The organism is Pseudomonas sp. RIT-PI-o, from assembly GCF_001297215.1.
GTDB lineage: Bacteria > Pseudomonadota > Gammaproteobacteria > Pseudomonadales > Pseudomonadaceae > Aquipseudomonas > Aquipseudomonas moraviensis_A.
On sequence record NZ_LHPA01000011.1, the window covers coordinates 18,203 to 31,886 of the forward strand.

Genomic DNA, 13,684 nt, shown 5'->3' on the forward strand with positions numbered 1-13,684 from the left:
CTTACTGCGCCGCCAGCCGCCGGGTTTTCCAGCCCCAGCCTTGTTGCATGCCGGCGGCGGCCAGCAGAATCGCTGCAACGCCTATCCATTGCAGCAATTGGAGGCGATGGCCGAAGGCGAACCAGTCAACGAAAATCGCCGCGATCGGATAAATGAACGACAGTGCGCCGGTTAATGCCGTCGGCAGCTTTTGAATCGCGCCGTACAGCAAAACGTACATCAATCCGGTATGCACAATGCCCAGCGTCACCAGACTCGCCCAGGCATCGGCGCCTTGTGGCAACGCATCGAAATGCGCGAACGGCGCGAGCAACAACACACCGGTGCAGACTTGAATCAGCGCGATCAGGTGCGGCGGCGTGCCGGTCAGGCGCTTGATGATCAGTGCGGCAATCGCATACAGAAACGCCGCGCCCAAGGCGAGAGCAATCCCCAGCAAATAATCGTTACCGCTCTCCCCTTGAGTGCCATGGGCGCTGACGATTGCCAGCATGCCCATGAAGGAAACTGCCAGCCAGAACAGCTTCTGCAAGGTGATTTTTTCGCCAAGAAACAAGGCCGCCAGACCGACCAGCATGAACGGCTGCACGTTATACACCGCCGTGCCGATCGCAATCGAGGCGCGGGAATAGGACGCGAACAGCAACACCCAATTACCGACAATCGCCATTCCGCTGAGCACCGCCAGCAGAAACGTTGTGCGGGTCAGAATCCCTGGGCGCAGGAAGCCTAACGCGGCGCAGATCAACAGCAAGGTCCCGGCGCCGAACACGCAGCGCCAGAACACCACGTCGAGCACCGGTTGCCCGGAAACCAGCACGAACCAGCCGATCGTCCCGGATATCAGCATGGCGGCGGTCATTTCCAGCGAGCCGCGGCGGATTGCGTTGTCCATCATTGTTCTCCTGAGGCTAGGGTGAAGCATGGCGAAAGTATGCCAAGCGAGCGCCAGGCTGCTCCAGTGCATAAAGCAGGCTAAACTCCCTTTTGGCCTTTTTTATCGTGGGTGTTTTGCACCTTTTGCCTAATACGGGATTTCGCACATGACTGACGATATCGACCAGGTTCTCATCGGTGCCTTGATGGAAGATTCCCGGCGTTCACTTAAAGCGCTGGCGCAGATCAGCGGCCTGTCGTCGCCGAGCGTGGCCGAGCGGCTGCGGCGCCTGGAAGAGCGCGGCGTGCTCAAGGGCTATACGGTGGAGGTAGACCCGAAATGTTTTGGCTATCAGCTACAGGCGATCGTCCGGGTACGACCTCTGCCCGGGCAATTGCAGGAAGTGGAGCGGCAGATCATGTCGATCCCGGAGTTCACCGAGTGCGACAAGGTCACCGGTGAGGACTGCTTTATCGCCCGCCTGCATGTGCGCTCGATGGAACAGCTCGACACCCTGCTCGACCGCCTCAATACATTGGCGGAAACCAATACGGCGATCGTCAAGAAGACCCCGGTCAAGCGGCGACTGCCACCGATGGCCTAGGTGCCTTTTGCATCTGATCGGCGTAAATTGTGGTTTTTCACAGCTAAGGAATGGCGGTATGAAAACTCAGGCAATGCTGCTGGCGGCCCTGCTGCTCGGCGGTTGCGGCACGATTCAAACGGTGGCGCGCCACGATCAGGCTGCCGTTGACGGACTCAAAGAGCAGAAAAGTTATTGCGGCGCGGTACCGAGAATCTACAGCGGCCTCGCCTATGATTTCTGCACGCTGAACGCACCGCTGGCCTCAGGCATCGATCCCGATGATCACCGCAACGCGGCAATTCCCGTGGTGCTGGTGGACGCCGTGGTATCCGGCGCACTCGACACCCTGCTGCTGCCCTACACGATCTACCGTCAGCAAATGGATGGCAGCATCGTCATCAACTGAGCAGACACTTTTCTCCAGACAATAAAAAACCCGCCGAAGCGGGTTTTTTATTACAGCCGTAAAGATCAGTCGTCGCGGCTCATGATGCCGAACAGTTGCAGCAGGCTGACGAACAGGTTGTAGATCGATACATACAGGCTGATGGTCGCCATGATGTAGTTGCGCTCGCCGCCGTGGATGATCGCGCTGGTCTGAAACAGAATGCAGACCGACGAGAACAGCACGAAGCCGGCGCTGATCGCCAGTTGCAGGCCGCTGATCTGGAAGAAGAAGCTGGCGACCACCGCGCCCAGCAACACGAAGAAACCGGCGGTGATGAAACCGCTCAGGAAGCTCATGTCCTTGCGCGAGATCAGCACGTAGGCCGACAGACCACCGAACACCAGCGCGGTCATGGCGAATGCCGAGCTGACCACTTCAGCGCCGCCCTGCATGCCCAGGTAACGGTTGAGGATCGGGCCGAGCAGGAAACCCATGAAACCGGTCAACGCGAAGGCAGATACCAGGCCCCACGCGGAATCACGGAGTTTGTTGGTGAGGAAGAACAGCCCGTAGAAGCCGATCAGCACCACGAAAATGTTCGGGTAGCCGACACGCATCTGCTGGGCTACGAAGGCCATCACACCGCTGAATGCGAGGGTCAGAGCCAAGAGACCATAAGTGTTGCGCAGGACGCGGCTAACCTCTAGCTGCTCAGCCTGCACGCTGTTATTAACTGCGTAATCCTGTTCGCGCATGGCGACACTCCTGTTGGTTTGAAACGTTCAGTCGCAAAGATCATAACAGACGCTCTGTAACAAGCCATGCAGAGAGTTTGACAGTGTGTTTCATTCAGGTATTATGGCGCCCGCAACGCAAACGGAGGTGTGGCCGAGTGGTTTAAGGCAACGGTCTTGAAAACCGTCGACTGTAACAGGTCCATGAGTTCGAATCCCATCGCCTCCGCCATCTTATGTACGACAAAGCCCTGATTATTCAGGGCTTTGTCGTTTCTGGCATTCAGGAAATTGGCTCCTCTGTCTACGGATCGTTTCCGCATCTTTTCGGGCATTTCCGCAACCCTACCCTTCTGACACCGTTAAGTGCTCAACAAAACTAAGCACAGCGCGACGGCAGCATTGAATGCTCAGTAGACCGCTTTCGGCCATAAGCAGCCGTTCAAGACGGCTCGTTTTTCAGGCGGCAGAGGCCCATCCCGTCGCCGCTACCTGGCGCTCACCCTCCACAACTGATCCAGCTTCGTCGTATAACTCTGGTAGGCTCCCTGATCAGCAAAGACTGAGGGGGGCAGGCAGCGCCTTTACGCTTTCCGGCTTCGAGTCTCCTAGCCCAATTGGCTCCCTGGCGCTTGCCGACCGATAATCAGCGTCTTCGATGCCGCTCGTTGTGAGGGCTATGCTTGGCATTACGCCCATTTAAATTGGGGAAATCTCATGATCAACGTACGCACAGCCCGCATGCTTGCCGATTACAAATGCTGGGCCGATCAGCGCCTCTTTGACAGCCTGGCCGCACTGCCTCCTGGCGAAGTCAGCAAAGAGCGAGTGTCGGTGTTCAAAAACGTAATCGGCACTTTGAATCACATTTACGTCGTGGACTGCATTTGGCAGGCTCACCTCGAAGGCCGGGGGCACGGCTTCGAAACTTCACATGATCTGCTGCATCCCGAACTCGCTGATTTGCGCTTGGCACAAAAGGAGATCGATCACTGGTACAGCGACTGGAGCGCCCGGCAGAGCGAGGCATCGCTGGATAGACTCGTCGAGTTCACGTTTGTGTCTGGGGAACGCGGCACCATGAGTGCCGGAGCAATGCTGATGCATGTGGTCAACCACGCCAGCTATCACCGTGGGTGGGTTATCCAGATGTATTTCGACATTCCGGCCATTCCGCCAATGACAGACATGCCGATATTCCTGCGCGAGACCGATCCAAATTTCAATTCGCTCAATACACCGGCAGAGGGGTCGCCATGTGTTGGGCAATTAATGAGCGCAACCAACGCTCTGCCGGATCGTTATCGTTGACCCCGCTCCAGACCATCGACAACTCCGACGGCACGATGTCAAAGGGCGGGTCATCAGCACGCAACTGGCTGCTGCCATCGATCAGCGCGCACGCCGCGTAGTCCGGCACTGCGGCTAGCATTTCCGTGCCCGCTAATAAGGCACGCAGTCCTGAGAACTGGGGTACCGCCAGCATCACTCGCCGCGAGCGGCCGATGCGTGCCAGGTCGGTATCGATGGCACCGGTCAAATCCCCGGAAAACGACACCAGGGCGTGAGGTCGTTCGCAATACTCATCCAAGGTCAGGGGGCCAGGACGATTATCGCCGCGCAGTATCTTGACGCGCAGATCCCGCAGCTTCTTGCGCTTGGCGTTGGCCGGCAACTCGGTGGTGTAACTGACTCCGACGGAAATCTCTCCGGAGGCAAGCATGGTCGACATCAGCAGAAAGTTAACCCGCCGTACCACTACGATAACCTTTTGCGCCTCTTCGCGAAGTTGATTGATCAATGGTGGAAATAGGCCGAATTCGGCATCGTCGGAAAGGCCGATTCGGAATACGTCCCGGCTGGTGGATGGGTCAAAATCCTTAGCTCGGCTGACAGCTCCGGAGATGGTGTCCATGGCTGGTTGCAACTCTTTAAGAATTGCCAGCGCTCGCTGGGTCGGCTCTAAGGTACGACCGTTGCGTACTAGCAAGGGATCGTCGAACAAGTCGCGCAACCGCGCTAAAGCGGCACTGACGGCGGGTTGGCCTAAGAACAGTTTCTCCCCAGCCCGAGTCAAGTTCCTTTCGAACATTAAGGTTTCGAAAATAACCAGAAGATTCATGTCCACGCGACGCAAGTCGTTTCGATTCATTCCTAGGCCCTCGCAGGCAGCATAATTTTCAAGTAAAGCAGCTACGCGGCAGAACACCGTGTTTCTGCTGCAACTAGACTTTGAATACGCCTTATTCAATCTCTTTACATTTGACCGGAAATGGATCGGGTGCGTGTAGCTCAAATTGGCGTGGGGAGTACGTCACGTATTTCCCTTAGCGAAGCATTAGGACTCAGAGAGCTCTCCCCTCCAAGCTATGTCCGATGTGCAAAGCGGCACGCCACTTCTTGTCGCTCTTTAACCTTCGCATCTAATGACAGGCTGAAGTCATCAGCAAAACGAGCTAAGTGCGATTCCCGTGCCCGCGAACCAAAATTTTTTGTTTCAATTTTGCAGCAAAATCCGAGGGGCAGTCTGTGTTAGACCAGTGCTCGCGACTTTATTGATAAAAACGAAATCCAGTGGTCCTTTTCCTCGCTTGTCCGCCTTCTCTCCCGAGTGGATCTTTGTACTAATCAACCCATGATCTGCGTTGCGGTGTTCCTAGGCAGGTAGAGCAATTTCGTAACAATTGCTGCCAACAAAATTACAAAAGGTCGGAGGACTTATGCGCCAAGATCAGCTTGATGGTCTTGGTTAAATTCTTAGAGGTAGCAAAGCAGCGCAGCTGCACTTGGGCATCCCACCATTGGGGGGGGCTCCCCCTGCTGTAAGCTAGGTAGAGAGAAACCTCGAACGAAGGCTCGGTGTTGTATTGTTCAAACGTACTATCCGGAGTGTCAGTCTGACGTAAGCAGGTGGTCAGTGTCTCAGTAAGAGTCCAGTGAATGCTTCAACTTTGAAATGTCTGTGCGTAACCAGCGCACTTTGACTCGCTGCCGGCCTGCTTAATTTAATTAGGAGTGATGGCGGGGCGTACAACTGGCCGGCTAATGTGCAATTCAAATCATACTATTCAGCCATGCTGACAACCTGCGCGCTTATTGCCACTCAGCCCCTCGTGTCCATAGGAATGGGTAGAAAGACACGCATTGATCTCCGCCCACTCACTGAATGTCGTTGCGCCAGGATTACCAACGTAGGCCCTCTTAGTAGGCCGCCGTACGATTGCTCACAGCTCATTCCAAGAAGGCGGTATAATCGATGCCCAATGGCTCCCACTGCAGAATATCGGGCGCCTAGTAGTACACCGCTCCCACATCATCACCCAAGCCGCCGCCGTTGATGGAAAAGCATCCACCTGCTTCGTCATCTGCCACCAGCAGCTGCCCTTACGCCCGTCCCTCGCTCCATCCCGCCAGGCCCCGATCAATCAGTATCCCGCCAGTCTCAAATGCTATAGCCCCCAAAGTAGACTTGGTTGTTACCTGTAGCTGTAGAAGAACGCTGGTGTTTTGAGGTGAGGTGGAAGCAAGTCGTAGGGGCGGTCGGCATGCTCCAGCATCTCCCGTATGTAGATCATGGCGGGGTCATTAATTTCAAGCGACTTGGCTGCACCATGTGAAGTTTGAAACCAACTGAGGCGACTCATGATCAATTCCTCTCTGTAGGCGGTATTAAGAGGGGGACATGCGGCCCATGGCTGCCGACCCGGGCGAACAGCTCTCCCGAAAATCAAAAAGCTAGGCTCAGCTTCAGGCATCGCTGCCGACCTTTGTACTTCGGCCGTCTGGGGCACCGGCTTCAGGCAACTGTTTCATGAGTCCTAGTTTCGATTTCCTCATGAAAGAACGTATGCACATCGTCGTACCCTATTTTCTGCGCCGTTTTTAGCGCGTCCGTCCCTTTTGCTGTGCCTTCAACGGTGAAGTAATGCACCTGATTGAGACCGATGGTTTTCAGCACTGCGGATAGGTAGGGACGAAGAAAGTCGGGTTGCCGTGCCCTCTCACCGCTAATGTAGCCGCCGGTGGCTACGGCAACGTAGACGGGGCGATCCAATAACGTTCCAACCTTACCTTTTGATGTGCTGAGGAAAGTTTTTCCGACGCGTACGACGTGGTCAATCCAGGCCTTGAGCGGCGAGGGCACGCTGTAGTTGTGCATGGGAGTAGCGATAAGCAGCACATCGCAGGCATTCAACAGGATGATCATTTGGTCGGAGCGACTCAATGTACCTTTCTGATCCTCGGTAGCTATTTCGCTCGGATGGGCCAAGGCATGGGCATAAGTCGCATCGACTGGCGATAACGTGTTCAGGTCTATATCCGTCAGTTCAATCCCGCGTATGCCAGCGCGTACTGTCAGAGCGTGCAGAATCCGCTCAGACAGTTTCAAGCTTTCAGATGCATTACCGTTGGGACTGGCAATCAGGCGAAGGATTCGCAAAGGAGCGAGGGGCTTCTGAGACGGGTTCATGATATTGCCTCCTGTACGGGTGATGCGGTCATGGGGTATCGAACTGTTTTTGAAAACGCAGCGCGCCGGTATAAAGGCCTTCGCGGAAGTAGAAGCGTTGGGCGCGCGCGTTGGCCAAACCCGTGTCAAGCACAAGGCGAGCACAACCGCTGGCACGAGCCAGTCGTTCCAGAGCTCGCAATAACCGGGAGCCCCACTGGCCGCCGCGCTGGGCTTCATCGGTGATGAGGTCATCGACATACAAGAATGGGCCATAAATCAGATTCTCCTGAAGGCGGTAACCTGCAAGCGCCACGAGAGCCGATGACTCGAAGGCTCCAACCAGGCGATAGCCGCCGGCTCGCATTCGTTCGATACGACTCATAAAATCGGCCTCGCTTGTTAGGTGGGGGCGCAATTGCTGCATTACCGGGAAAGCGATTTTCAAGTCATGGCGGCTGTCTAGAGGACGCAGGGCAGTGTCGGCCAAGTCGAGCACGCTGGGCACGTAGTCTTGAAGATTGAACGTCATGGGAGAGGCCTTAGTGGGTTGTGATGGTCAAATCTTGAACTAACATTGCCTCAATTTATTGAACCAAGAAGTGAGATATGAACTAGGCCATGATGACTTCCTGTTCGCACCCTTTCGCCTCCTTGGATGGGCAACCCGGTTCGCCTCTGTACCGTCAGTTATATGACCGAGTACTCGCCGCCATCGCCGCTGGCACGCTTTCCCCTGGTGACCGATTGCCTTCGGTGCGAGCTCTCGCCAAGGATCTCGGCGTTGCTCGTGGCACCATCGAACTGGCCTATTCGCTGCTCACGAGCGAGGGCTACCTCTTGGCCCTGGGGCAGAAGGGCACCGTGGTCAATCCCGAATTGCAGAAGCCGCTACTGTCTGCCCCCGCTTTATCCGTCAGCCGCGAGGTGATTGAAAACTCCCCAGACGCACTATGGCGTCCACCGCAACTTTTGCCGTTTCAGATGGGAGTGCCTGCAATGGATGAGTTCCCACGCAAGATCTGGGCGCGCTTGGGTGCCCGTTATCTGCGAGGCATGCGTTCAGGCGATCTGGACTATCCGCCGCCGCACGGCCTGCCTGCCTTACGCAGCGCCATCGCCTCATATCTGCAGGTGTCTCGAGGTATCGATTGCGGCGCCCATCAGGTGTTTATCACCAGCGGCTGGCGCAGTAGCCTGTCGCTGATCGCACATACTTTGCTGCGCGCAGGGGAGCGAGCCTGGGTCGAAGATCCTGGCTACCCAACCACGCGCCAAGTGCTTCGTCAATTCGGTATTGAGCTTGAGGCAGTGCCAGTTGATGCCGAAGGTATGGATGTGGAGCAGGCCATTGCCAGGCATCAGGCTGCACAGGTCGTCATGGTGACGCCGGGGCATCAAAGCCCACTGTGTATGGCGCTGTCTTTGCCTCGGAGACAGTTGTTACTCGATTGGGTGGCCCGGAGCGATGCCTGGGTTGTCGAGGATGATTACGACGGCGAGTATCGCTATGTCAGTCGCCCCTTCCCGGCGTTGGCGAGCCTGGATCGCAACGGGCGCGTGCTGTACGCCGGGACTTTCAGCAAGGTGCTTTTCCCCGGTATCCGCCTTGCCTACCTAGTGGTGCCTCAGGGGCAAGTGGCAGCGTTTGAGCGTGTAAGTCGGGCGTTATTCTCCGCAGGCTCGCCAGCGATTACTCAAGCGCTGGTCGCAGAGTTCATTGTCGAGGGGCATTTCACTCGGCACATTCAGCGCATGCGAAGGCTCTACAGCGAACGACGCGCTTTGACTATTGAAGCGTTGGAGCGGAGTTTACCCAATGGACTGCTGGTGGAGCGCTCGCCAGGGGGGATGCACTTGGTACTCCGTTTGCCGGAGGGAGTAGTCGACACTGCCCTGACTGAGCAACTGCTGGCCAAAGGCATCGCCGTGCAACCCTTGTCGCGATGGAGTGTTTCGTCGCGGCGTCAATCTGGGCTGCTGCTGAGCTTCACCAACTGCGCCTGCGCTGCTCAGGGCGAGCAGCTTGGCGCGTTGATAAACCGTGCGCTCAGTTGAGGTTGGCTTTGGTCAGGCCGAACACCTCATCCGACGAACCAGGGACTGCCTGAAAGGCCACATTGAGGCGATTCCAACCGTTGATGGCGACAATCAGGAACGACAAATCCGACAGATCCTGTTCGGAAAACTGCTCACGCACATCCGCGTAGAGGCTTTCAGGTACACCATGGGATGGCAGTTGGGTCAGGGCTTCTGTCCAGGCGAGCGCCGCGCGCTCTATTGGCGAGAACAGTTGCGATTCACGCCAGACCGCAATGTGATGGAGGCGCAATTCGCGCTCGCCATGGATCTTGGCTTCCTTCACGTGCATATCCACGCAGAACGCGCAGCCATTCAATTGAGACGCCCGCAGCATTATGAGGTGGGCCAGGTCAGCCAGTAGCGGCTTCTTACTCAGTTGCATCGTCAGCTCCACCAGCTTATTGGAAGCCTGAGGCGACTGTTTGAAGTAATCAATACGGTTGTTCATGGCGGTCACTCGCAGCGGGTTTAGGGTTGTTGGAGCCCACTGTAGCCACGCGTGGTCTAGTCAGACAGGGCCAAGAAAAGACCTTTCAACTAAGCCATGCTGTTCTGATTCGCGATTTGCCGTTCGCCGATGTTGCCAAGCCGGTTGTCCGTGAACCCGGCGGAAGGCGACCCAAAGCCGGTGTATAAACTGGCACAGTAAGCGGCAACTGAGTTGCGATGCGCGATAGTTCTGGGGTGGATAACAGGTGCAGCGCCTTTGTGAAGACTGATTCCTCTCGCCGGTCGACAAAGCCGAAACAGATCGCAAGAGAGTGGGGCGGTGGGCGGTCAATCCGCAGTTCGCGGAGCAACTCGGGCGTGTTTACGAAGAGTGGAGTGGTATTTTCCTCTCAAAGAAATTCGATGCGACCGGATTTTCAGTCCTATAACGCACTTGAGAACACAGCCATTGGTGCGTGTCAAAAAAACCTATTTGTCGTCATTTCGACTAAAACGAATAATGGTCAAATTGACTCGGTATAGCTTCTGCACCCTGATTTTTATGACGTTTTAGGTTGGCATGAAATGTGTCAGTGATGGGTAAATGGTTTAATACCCAAGGAGCTGAAACATGAAAAGTGAGTTCGACAATCGTGTCGCTGTGGTAACCGGAGCAAGTTCAGGCATCGGACTGGCAGTCGTTCAACGATTACTAAGCTATGAAGCGACGGTAGTGGCGATGTCCCGTGGCCGGGGCGGCCTGGCTGCACTCAAAGACGTTCATGGTGATCGCCTCCATATTGTCAGTGGCGATGTTACGGTAAGTTCGGATCTTGAGAAGCTTGCACACTGCGTCTCCAGAATCGGGCCTGTAGATTTTCTAGTACCGAATGCAGGAGTCGCTGTACTTGAAGACAGCTTGGCGAGTAAGGGATTCGAGCGAAATTGGGCCATCAACGGAGCAGGTGCGCTTAACACGCTTTCAGCTTTGCGAGCCCAATTGGCGAGACCCGCTTCGGTAGTATTTGTGGGGACTTTTCTTTCCGCTTTGGCCTTCCCAGGCTTGGCTGGCTACATTGCGTCGAAAACAGCACTGACAGCGCATGCTCGAACCTTAGCCGTCGAACAGGCTGAGGCCGGAATTAGAGTGAACGTCGTATCGCCAGGGCCAACAGCTACGCCGATCTGGCGATCACTAGGGTTGGATAATGCGACGTTGTCCTCAGTCGCGGAAACGGTCAATCAGCGCTTACTAGAGGGTAAGTTCCTTGAGCCGGAAGCGGTGGCAGATGTGATTCTGTTCCTTCTATCAGAGCGAGCACGTGGCATTTACGGCCAAGATATTGTGGTAGATGGTGGGTATACCTTGCGGTAGGGCATAGAAACGCGAAGAGGTCGTGTAGACATGTATTCGGTGCGGATCGTGCGCTCGGCCTCTTATTTTTTCTTGCGCTAACTTTACCTCGATTGACGCGATCAACTCGGGCCCTTGATTACGTACATTCCCCCCATGGTTGCCCACCTTGTATCTATGAATCCTCAGCTGGCCGGTGCCGACACGCCCAGCACGCCTTGAACGAAAGACCCACATGGGCAAGCCCGCAGCGGTGACCACCTTTGCTATATGCATGCCTCATTTATGTCCGCTTTTGGCCGAAAGCGGTCATTCATAAGCGTCTGCTTCCGGCCAAAAGCGGACGTTCGACTGATTAGAATGAAGTGATTAAAGCTGCACGACTAAGTTGGTCAGGGGAAATGGTAAAGGCTTAATACTCGCCCGAACGACTGACGCCACCCTATCTAACCCGAACATCCTGGCCGGTTGCTCGGGTCGAGTCCGCTTGTGCACTTGACTCCTTGGTTCGCCTCCAGCCATTTCGTATGATGAGCAACCTTAGTTTGGGATGCTTGGCGTGAAACCAACATCAAAAAAAGCTTCAATCAATCCGCCCGTACCAATCGGCGTCACCCAGAATTTAAGCGATGCTGTAAGTCAGCTTTCTTGGGACGACTTGCGAATCATCAAAACGCTAAGCGAATGCGGTAATAGAGCAACGACTGCAAAGAGGTTGGGGATTAATGTATCCACCGTATCGCGTCGTGTGGCTCAAGTGGAAAAGACACTTGGGGTCGCTTTATTTGACCACCGCCGCTCTGGGTACATGCTGACGCCCGAAGGTATTGAATTAAGAGCGCTCGCCGAACGCGTCGAGCTTGATATCGTCAGCGTTACACGTCGGGTTTCTCGGGCAGGTCAAGGGCTGCTTGGAAAGCTTAGGATCACTACCAGCGACTCGCTGCTGCTGTATTTTCTCACGCCGATCATCGCCGACTTCAAGGCACTTAATGAAGGAATTGCCATCGAGGTTCTGGTTGGCAACGAGACGTTAAGTCTGGCTCGCGATGAATCTGACGTAGCGGTGAGAGCGACCAAAAAACCTGCCGAAAGTCTAGTCGGGCGCAAGCTCGCTTCGATCGCATGGGCGCCTTATGGCAGCATAAGACAAGCGACTAGTGCCCCGTTCGCAGAAGGCCAACCGTGGGTGTCCTATTCCGCAGGATTATGTGGACTGAAGGCCAAAAGCTACGTCGAAGACAGAGTCAGCGCCGACTGTATTTCTTATCGTACGGACTCAGTCGCGGCCGCGAGCGTCGCCATTGCGGCAGGACTTGGTTATGGGTTTCTTCCGTGCATGCTGGGTGACATTACGCCTGGGTTAACACGCGTAGGGCCAGTTGTGCGCGAGCTACAGGACGAGCTCTGGCTGCTTACGCATCAGGACATTCGAAAGTCATGGAGAGTCAAAGCATTCATGACTTTTTGTGCAGCAGCCGTAGCGCATCAAAAGCCTTTGATCGAAGGGCAGCTGAATCTCCCGGTTGCGCAGGGCGAAACCGGGAGCGTCTCTTAGTCGGCGCTAGATCCGATGACAGCCTTGCAGACAATTTCAATCAGCTGTGAACGTTGAGCCAACCTGGATACACCGATGATATTGCTCGCGCACTGGGGCCGCTCAGTGCGATATGCGGCTTTGCGCACATCACCTACCACGGCGAATGCCGCGTCCATATCCAAGACGTAGAGCGTTTCTTCGACGACATCATTAAGGGTTGCTCCATAGAGCGCGAGCAACTTGGCGATGTTGTCGTAGGAGACGCGCATCTGCTCTCCTATCGATGAGAAATCGCTCGGTTTGCCCTCGCTATTCAGGGGCGCGGGAGCAACGAGATTACCCGCCTCATCGTGGTTGAACTGACCCGAGATATAGATCTCGTTTCCAACTTTTCTGGCCTGGGGGTAGCCGTAGCCCTCCTCCCATGAGACTCCCCAGTAAGCGGTGTTTTTGCCGTGCGGTTGTGAAGCAGCCATTGCTTTCTCCTTGCAGATGACGGATCGAATGACGTCGATTCGAGTTGTCGGGAAGCAGAGGCTAGCACTGGAAACACTATTGAAAATGCGCATTTTTGCGCCTCCAGCAGCGCAAAAATGCGCCCCCATCTCGACGCGACTTCCGTTAAATTTTTCCCAATCGACTGACCGCTGGATTGAGCTAATCAACCGGCTACTGGGAAAAAGGAATCAGGATGAAAAAGGAAACATGCGCGTCCTCACTTAAGGATTTGACTAAACAAACCGGACATTTGAAACCTTGGCAGATCCAGCGCGCCAAGCAGGTGATGCTCGATAACTTGGACGCAGGTATCTCCGTGGCAGCTATCTCACAAGCGTGTGCGCTATCGCGCAGCCATTTCACCCGTCAGTTTAAAAGAAGCACTCTCGTCTCACCCAAAGAATGGATGCGAGAGCAGCGGATTTTGAGGGGCAAGCAGCTACTTCAGACGTCGAGATTGCTAATTGCGGACATTGCACTGGAGTGTGGCTTCTCTGACCAGTCACACTTCTGTCGAACATTCGTGCGAACCGAAGGTGTAACTCCGCGGGCTTGGAAACAGAACAATCAATCGCCTGCGCTGTGACTTGATGAGCTGGATAGCGGAGCTGAGTCGTACCTGGAGGCTTAACCCTAGGAGGCGACGCATGGGAACGGCGCCTCGGTCGCATTACGGTAAACACACAATCATCGCCCGCTAGTGGCCGTTAACGGTCGAGTGCGAGCGTCTGCTTTTGGCCGAAAGC

The 13,684-nt window shown here is 55.3% G+C and carries 15 protein-coding genes, 1 tRNA gene and 1 pseudogene; 8 read left to right on the forward strand and 9 right to left on the reverse strand.

The window, feature by feature from the left end:
* Position 1: 1 nt before the first annotated feature.
* Complete coding sequence (locus AEQ63_RS02775; RefSeq protein WP_064361694.1) at positions 2–895, reverse strand: DMT family transporter; 894 nt, start codon at positions 893–895, stop codon at positions 2–4.
* A gap of 148 nt (positions 896–1,043) precedes the next feature.
* Here AEQ63_RS02775 and AEQ63_RS02780 point away from each other — a divergent pair, with 148 nt between their 5' ends.
* A complete protein-coding gene (locus AEQ63_RS02780) occupies positions 1,044–1,481 on the forward strand; it encodes an Lrp/AsnC family transcriptional regulator (RefSeq protein ID WP_042609829.1) in 438 nt (145 codons plus the stop codon).
* 58 nt (positions 1,482–1,539) lie between these two features.
* Entirely contained in the window at positions 1,540–1,869 is a 330-nt protein-coding gene (locus tag AEQ63_RS02785; RefSeq protein ID WP_042609828.1) for a YceK/YidQ family lipoprotein, read from the forward strand.
* A 65-nt stretch (positions 1,870–1,934) separates the two neighbouring features.
* Here AEQ63_RS02785 and AEQ63_RS02790 read toward each other — a convergent pair whose 3' ends face one another.
* On the reverse strand, positions 1,935–2,606 hold the full coding sequence (locus AEQ63_RS02790; protein ID WP_042609827.1) for a Bax inhibitor-1/YccA family protein: 672 nt from the start codon (positions 2,604–2,606) through the stop codon (positions 1,935–1,937).
* Positions 2,607–2,729: 123 nt separating this feature from the next.
* On the opposite strand from AEQ63_RS02790, the gene AEQ63_RS02795 reads away from it, so the two are divergent.
* Both AEQ63_RS02795 and AEQ63_RS02800 read left to right on the forward strand, forming a co-directional pair.
* Positions 2,730–2,817 (forward strand) — tRNA-Ser (locus AEQ63_RS02795).
* 485 nt (positions 2,818–3,302) lie between these two features.
* The gene (locus AEQ63_RS02800) at positions 3,303–3,896 is read left to right on the forward strand and encodes a DinB family protein (protein ID WP_064361695.1); all 594 of its coding nucleotides are present in this window, start codon (positions 3,303–3,305) and stop codon (positions 3,894–3,896) included.
* Here the strand turns inward: AEQ63_RS02800 and AEQ63_RS02805 are convergent.
* From AEQ63_RS02805 to AEQ63_RS02815, 5 genes and pseudogenes are all read right to left on the reverse strand, one after another.
* Positions 3,817–4,737, reverse strand: a complete 921-nt coding sequence (locus tag AEQ63_RS02805) for a LysR substrate-binding domain-containing protein (protein WP_042609825.1) — start codon at positions 4,735–4,737, stop codon at positions 3,817–3,819. The two genes, AEQ63_RS02800 and AEQ63_RS02805, sit on opposite strands and share 80 nt — an antisense overlap.
* A gap of 1,139 nt (positions 4,738–5,876) precedes the next feature.
* A pseudogene (locus tag AEQ63_RS28890) lies at positions 5,877–6,050 on the reverse strand (DUF2625 family protein); the annotation flags it as partial.
* 11 nt (positions 6,051–6,061) lie between these two features.
* Entirely contained in the window at positions 6,062–6,229 is a 168-nt protein-coding gene (locus AEQ63_RS28895) for a hypothetical protein (RefSeq protein ID WP_155400930.1), read from the reverse strand.
* 152 nt (positions 6,230–6,381) lie between these two features.
* Positions 6,382–7,056, reverse strand: coding sequence for an FMN-dependent NADH-azoreductase (locus tag AEQ63_RS02810; RefSeq protein ID WP_042609824.1), 675 nt, complete (start codon positions 7,054–7,056; stop codon positions 6,382–6,384).
* A gap of 28 nt (positions 7,057–7,084) precedes the next feature.
* The gene (locus AEQ63_RS02815; RefSeq protein WP_042609823.1) at positions 7,085–7,567 is read right to left on the reverse strand and encodes a GNAT family N-acetyltransferase; all 483 of its coding nucleotides are present in this window, start codon (positions 7,565–7,567) and stop codon (positions 7,085–7,087) included.
* An 89-nt stretch (positions 7,568–7,656) separates the two neighbouring features.
* Here AEQ63_RS02815 and pdxR point away from each other — a divergent pair, with 89 nt between their 5' ends.
* Positions 7,657–9,093 (forward strand): MocR-like pyridoxine biosynthesis transcription factor PdxR, encoded by a 1,437-nt coding sequence (gene pdxR / locus AEQ63_RS02820; protein WP_064361696.1) that lies wholly within the window; start codon positions 7,657–7,659, stop codon positions 9,091–9,093.
* Here the strand turns inward: pdxR and AEQ63_RS02825 are convergent.
* The gene (locus tag AEQ63_RS02825; RefSeq protein ID WP_064361697.1) at positions 9,086–9,565 is read right to left on the reverse strand and encodes a carboxymuconolactone decarboxylase family protein; all 480 of its coding nucleotides are present in this window, start codon (positions 9,563–9,565) and stop codon (positions 9,086–9,088) included. The two genes, pdxR and AEQ63_RS02825, sit on opposite strands and share 8 nt — an antisense overlap.
* Before the next feature lie 612 nt (positions 9,566–10,177).
* Between AEQ63_RS02825 and AEQ63_RS02830 the strand changes: the two genes are divergently transcribed.
* Both AEQ63_RS02830 and AEQ63_RS02835 read left to right on the forward strand, forming a co-directional pair.
* Positions 10,178–10,921 (forward strand): SDR family NAD(P)-dependent oxidoreductase, encoded by a 744-nt coding sequence (locus AEQ63_RS02830; protein WP_064361698.1) that lies wholly within the window; start codon positions 10,178–10,180, stop codon positions 10,919–10,921.
* 529 nt (positions 10,922–11,450) lie between these two features.
* The gene (locus AEQ63_RS02835) at positions 11,451–12,458 is read left to right on the forward strand and encodes a LysR family transcriptional regulator (RefSeq protein WP_082367686.1); all 1,008 of its coding nucleotides are present in this window, start codon (positions 11,451–11,453) and stop codon (positions 12,456–12,458) included.
* On the opposite strand, the gene AEQ63_RS02840 is transcribed toward AEQ63_RS02835, so the two are convergent.
* Positions 12,455–12,916: a Rid family hydrolase gene (locus tag AEQ63_RS02840; RefSeq protein ID WP_042609819.1), complete on the reverse strand. Its 462-nt coding sequence runs from the start codon at positions 12,914–12,916 to the stop codon at positions 12,455–12,457. The two genes, AEQ63_RS02835 and AEQ63_RS02840, sit on opposite strands and share 4 nt — an antisense overlap.
* A gap of 215 nt (positions 12,917–13,131) precedes the next feature.
* Between AEQ63_RS02840 and AEQ63_RS02845 the strand changes: the two genes are divergently transcribed.
* Positions 13,132–13,524, forward strand: a complete 393-nt coding sequence (locus tag AEQ63_RS02845; RefSeq protein ID WP_042609818.1) for a helix-turn-helix domain-containing protein — start codon at positions 13,132–13,134, stop codon at positions 13,522–13,524.
* Positions 13,525–13,684: the final 160 nt, after the last annotated feature.

Excerpts from the sequence above, each read along its gene's own strand:
- AEQ63_RS02835 (WP_082367686.1), top strand. The coding sequence starts at position 11,451 with ATGCTTGGCGTGAAACCAACATCAAAAAAAGCTTCAATCAATCCGCCC.
- AEQ63_RS02805 (WP_042609825.1), bottom strand. The coding sequence starts at position 4,737 with ATGAATCGAAACGACTTGCGTCGCGTGGACATGAATCTTCTGGTTATT.
- AEQ63_RS02830 (WP_064361698.1), top strand. The coding sequence starts at position 10,178 with ATGAAAAGTGAGTTCGACAATCGTGTCGCTGTGGTAACCGGAGCAAGT.
- AEQ63_RS02790 (WP_042609827.1), bottom strand. The coding sequence starts at position 2,606 with ATGCGCGAACAGGATTACGCAGTTAATAACAGCGTGCAGGCTGAGCAG.
- AEQ63_RS28895 (WP_155400930.1), bottom strand. The coding sequence starts at position 6,229 with ATGAGTCGCCTCAGTTGGTTTCAAACTTCACATGGTGCAGCCAAGTCG.
- AEQ63_RS02845 (WP_042609818.1), top strand. The coding sequence starts at position 13,132 with ATGAAAAAGGAAACATGCGCGTCCTCACTTAAGGATTTGACTAAACAA.
- AEQ63_RS02810 (WP_042609824.1), bottom strand. The coding sequence starts at position 7,056 with ATGAACCCGTCTCAGAAGCCCCTCGCTCCTTTGCGAATCCTTCGCCTG.
- AEQ63_RS02840 (WP_042609819.1), bottom strand. The coding sequence starts at position 12,916 with ATGGCTGCTTCACAACCGCACGGCAAAAACACCGCTTACTGGGGAGTC.
- AEQ63_RS02780 (WP_042609829.1), top strand. The coding sequence starts at position 1,044 with ATGACTGACGATATCGACCAGGTTCTCATCGGTGCCTTGATGGAAGAT.
- AEQ63_RS02825 (WP_064361697.1), bottom strand. The coding sequence starts at position 9,565 with ATGAACAACCGTATTGATTACTTCAAACAGTCGCCTCAGGCTTCCAAT.
- pdxR (WP_064361696.1), top strand. The coding sequence starts at position 7,657 with ATGATGACTTCCTGTTCGCACCCTTTCGCCTCCTTGGATGGGCAACCC.
- AEQ63_RS02785 (WP_042609828.1), top strand. The coding sequence starts at position 1,540 with ATGAAAACTCAGGCAATGCTGCTGGCGGCCCTGCTGCTCGGCGGTTGC.
- AEQ63_RS02800 (WP_064361695.1), top strand. The coding sequence starts at position 3,303 with ATGATCAACGTACGCACAGCCCGCATGCTTGCCGATTACAAATGCTGG.
- AEQ63_RS02815 (WP_042609823.1), bottom strand. The coding sequence starts at position 7,567 with ATGACGTTCAATCTTCAAGACTACGTGCCCAGCGTGCTCGACTTGGCC.
- AEQ63_RS02775 (WP_064361694.1), bottom strand. The coding sequence starts at position 895 with ATGGACAACGCAATCCGCCGCGGCTCGCTGGAAATGACCGCCGCCATG.